Source organism: Colwellia sp. 75C3 (assembly GCF_002836255.1).
In the GTDB taxonomy this organism is placed as follows: domain Bacteria; phylum Pseudomonadota; class Gammaproteobacteria; order Enterobacterales; family Alteromonadaceae; genus Colwellia.
Genome location: NZ_PJAU01000001.1, coordinates 1 through 2,404, shown reverse-complemented (window position 1 = coordinate 2,404; position 2,404 = coordinate 1). Strand labels below are relative to the sequence as shown.

Sequence of the window (2,404 nt, the reverse complement as noted above, 5' to 3'; positions counted from 1 at the left end):
GTAAGCGTCTAGCAAAGAGCATCTAAACAATAAGTCGTGATCAAGTTAAGTTACTTCAAATAATTATTTGGAGTACCTTATGAAAATAACGCGAAGCCATGAGCAATGGCGAACTATCCTAACTGAACAACAAGCTAGCGGCCTAACCATCATTGATTATTGCCGTGAACATCAATTAGCAACCTCCAGTTTTTATGTGTTTCGTAAAAAACTGGGTATCACCTCAAACAGCTTTGTTCGTACTCAAGTCACTCAACAAGTTGAGGTGATTACGCCGCAACCACTCATTGAATTGACATTAGGTAAGGCGACATTAAGGCTCCCTTCAAGTACCAGTGCCACCTACTTAGGCCAAGTATTACGAGCGTTGGTTTAATGAAAATGTTTGGTGAAGTACCTGAAGTCTTTTTACACCGAGATGTTGTAGATTTTCGTAAATCGATAAATGGCTTGGTTGGCATTGTCGAAGATGAACTTGAACATGATGCTTATACTGGAGCATTGTTCGTCTTTTGCAACAAAGCCAGAGACAAGCTTAAAATTCTCTATTGGGATAAAACAGGCTTTGCGCTGTGGTATAAGCGGCTGGAAAAACAGAAATTCAAATGGCCTAGTAAAGTTTCAAACCAAGTGTTTGAATTAACGGAACAACAATTGGCTTGGTTACTCTCGGGTTATGATGTTGTAGGTCATGCTCCATTGCACTATGAATCGGTGATTTGATGGGATCACATTGACTATCAAAAGGTAGTCAATGATCGTGTACGCAAGCCCTTGTTTTATTTGAGGCGCAAAGCTGATAGGCAATGTAAATATTGCTAAACTGTGTCCATGAAAATAGATGCTAACTCATTGCCCGATGACCCCGAACAACTCAAGAAAATGTTACTTGAGTTGCAACAAGCATTAGCAGAAAAAGATAAAGAGTTAGCGAAACAACATGAAATTATTCATGGCCTGCTCGAGCGCTATGAAATCGCTAGACGTAAACAATTTGGTAAAAGCTCAGAGCAAAATCCTGGCGGAGGTGAAACCTTCAATGAAGCCGAAGAAACCTTAGATGAAGCGGATAAAACGCTCTTAGCCGAGGTTGGTAGTAAGAAAACACCAACCATTAAAAACAAGCCAAAACGAAAACCGCTTCCCAAAGACTTGCCACGTAAAGTCGTGACAATAGATTTACCTGTTGATGAGCAAGTCTGTGATTGCTGTCAAAGCAGCTTATATAAAATCGGTGAGTCTCGCAGTGAAAAGCTTGAGTTTGTACCTGCGCACATTAAGGTTATTGAAACCGTTCGTCCCAAGTACGCCTGTAAACAGTGTGAGAAAACAGGTATCTCCAATCACATTAAAACTGCACCAATGCCCTCAACGCCAATCCCCAAAGGCATTGCCACGGCAAGTTTACTCAGCCAGCTTATTACCGCTAAATACCAATATGGCTTACCACTTTATCGACAAGAAAGTATGTTTAACGACTATGGCATAAGCTTAAGTCGTCAAACGATGTCAGACTGGTTAATTCGTTGCAGTGAATTACTGATGCCTCTCTATGATTTATTCAAAAGCCAATTGCTTGCGCAAGCTGTAATTCACGCAGACGAAACCCCGTTAAAGGTTATTCGAGAAGAAAAGACTACAAGCTATATGTGGGTGTATTGCTGTGGTGAGGATAAGTTGAATAACAATAAAACAAAAAACATCGTCCTGTATGATTATCACAACAGCCGAGCAGCGCAATGCCCCATCATGTTTCTTGATGGTTATAGCAATTACTTACAAGTTGATGGTTATGCTGCGTACGGCAAAACGAATGCTATCTTAGCCGGCTGTATGGCGCATGCGCGTCGTAAATTCATTGACGCAAAAACCGCGCAAGGTAAAAACAAAACAGGTAAAGCGGATGTGCTATTGAGCTTGATAGGTAAGCTCTACGGAATTGAATCCAATATCAAAACGAAAACTAGCGATGAAAAACACCAAGTACGGCAAGACAAGTCAAAACCAATACTTGATAAGATAAACACATGGGTAGCGAACAATAGAGAAAAAATACCGCCGAAAAGTAAACTAGGTGAAGCCTTAACCTATTGGCATAACCAAGCCAGCAAACTCGAAACCTATCTTAAAGATGGTCGTATCAACATAGATAACAATCGTGCTGAACGAGCAGTAAAGCCGTTTGTAATAGGCAGAAAAAACTGGCTGTTCTCAAATACATCGCGCGGAGCCAATGCTAGTGCGATCCTCTACAGCTTTGTAGAAACTGCAAAAGCAAATGGTTTGCTAGTCGATAGCTATTTGCAAACTTGCTTAAATGAACTCGCTAAAAAGCCAGAGAGCCTAGAGCACCTGCTGCCTTGGAATATCAAGCAAGGCTAGACGCCTTTCCCTAGACGCTTAC

At 41.2% G+C, this 2,404-nt stretch carries 3 protein-coding genes; all 3 read left to right on the top strand.

Annotated features, from left to right (window positions below; all coding sequences use genetic code 11):
- The first annotated feature begins 79 nt into the window (after positions 1-79).
- Positions 80-376 (top strand): IS66 family insertion sequence element accessory protein TnpA, encoded by a 297-nt coding sequence (tnpA, locus tag CXF85_RS00015; protein WP_101226503.1) that lies wholly within the window; start codon positions 80-82, stop codon positions 374-376.
- Complete coding sequence (gene tnpB / locus CXF85_RS00010; RefSeq protein WP_101226502.1) at positions 376-723, top strand: IS66 family insertion sequence element accessory protein TnpB; 348 nt, start codon at positions 376-378, stop codon at positions 721-723. The genes tnpA and tnpB overlap by 1 nt, the downstream gene beginning before the upstream one ends.
- 108 nt (positions 724-831) lie before the next feature.
- Positions 832-2,382 (top strand): IS66 family transposase, encoded by a 1,551-nt coding sequence (tnpC, locus tag CXF85_RS00005; RefSeq protein WP_101226501.1) that lies wholly within the window; start codon positions 832-834, stop codon positions 2,380-2,382.
- Positions 2,383-2,404: the final 22 nt, after the last annotated feature.